Below are 1,496 nucleotides of genomic sequence, written 5' to 3' on the forward strand. Positions count from 1 at the left end.
CGAGGAGAAGCTGGTGTTGGGTGAGTGGTCCGGTGGTGCGGTCCCGGGCGCCGAGCAGACGGTGCTGTGCGAACTGTTCGAGGCACAGGCCGCCCGAACCCCCGACGCGATCGCCGTGTCCTACCAGGACACCCAGCTCACCTACGCCGAACTCAACACACGCGCCAACCACCTCGCCCGCCACCTCATCACCCAAGGCGCCGGACCCGAACAACGCGTCGCCCTCCTCCTGCCACGCTCCACCGAACTCATCACCGCCATCCTCGCCGTCACCAAAGCAGGAGCCGCGTTCATCCCCATCGACCCGGACTACCCGGCCGAACGCATCACCCTCATGCTCGACGACGCACGCCCCGCCCTCACCCTCGACCACACCAACATCACCGCACACACCACCGCACACGACACCACCAACATCACCGACACCGAACGCCACACCCCCCTCCACACCACCCACCCCGCCTACATCATCTACACCTCCGGCTCCACCGGCCGCCCCAAAGGCGTCGTCATCACCCACACCGGCCTCGCCAACCTCGCCCACTCCCAGATCCAACACCTCGCCGTCACACCCCACAGCCGCATCCTCCAATTCGCCCCCACCAGCTTCGACGCCGCCATCTCCGAAATCTGCATGGCCCTCCTCAGCGGCGCCACCCTCGTCCTCGCCCCCACCGACCAACTCCGCGACCCCACACACCTCACCACCCTCCTCACCCACCACCACATCACCCACGCCACCCTGCCCCCCGCACTCCTGGCCGCCCTCCCCGACAACGCACTCCCCCCCGGCATGACCCTCAACACCGCCGGCGAAGCCCTCCCCACCCACACCGTCCAACGCTGGGCACCCGGCCGACTCATGATCAACGCATACGGACCCACCGAAACCACCGTCTGCGCCACCATGAGCGACCCCCTCAACCCCCACACACCCACACCACCCCCCATCGGCCGCCCCCTGGGCACCACCCACCTCTACGTCCTGGACAACGCCCTCCAACCCGTCCCACCCACCATCCCCGGCGAACTCTACGTCGCAGGCCCCGGCCTCGCCCGCGGCTACCACAACCGCCCAGACCTCACCGCCGAACGCTTCATCCCCTGCCCCTACACCACACCCGGCGAACGCATGTACCGCACCGGCGACATCGTCCGCTGGCACACCAACGGCACCCTCGAATTCCTCGGCCGCACCGACCACCAGATCAAAATCCGCGGCTACCGCATCGAACCCGCCGAAATCGAAAACACCCTCACCCACCACACCCCCATCACCCACGCCATCGTCACCACCCGCGAAGACCACCCCGGCGACAAACGCCTCATCGCCTACATCACCCCCCAACCCCACACCACCATCGACCCCACCCACACCCGCACCACCCTCACCCGCCTCCTGCCCGACCACATGATCCCCTCCACCATCATCATCCTCGACCAACCACCCCTCACCCCCGCCGGCAAAATAGACCGCCACGCCCTCCCCGCCCCCG

The 1,496-nt window shown here is 67.9% G+C and carries 1 protein-coding gene; it reads left to right on the top strand.

Going from position 1 to position 1,496, the window contains the following annotated elements; all coding sequences use genetic code 11:
- The coding region (locus tag AAW14_RS39300) for an amino acid adenylation domain-containing protein (protein WP_265569256.1) at window positions 1–1,496 on the top strand (1,496 nt) is incomplete at both ends.

This window comes from Streptomyces hygroscopicus (assembly GCF_026168105.1).
In the GTDB taxonomy this organism is placed as follows: domain Bacteria; phylum Actinomycetota; class Actinomycetes; order Streptomycetales; family Streptomycetaceae; genus Streptomyces; species Streptomyces hygroscopicus_D.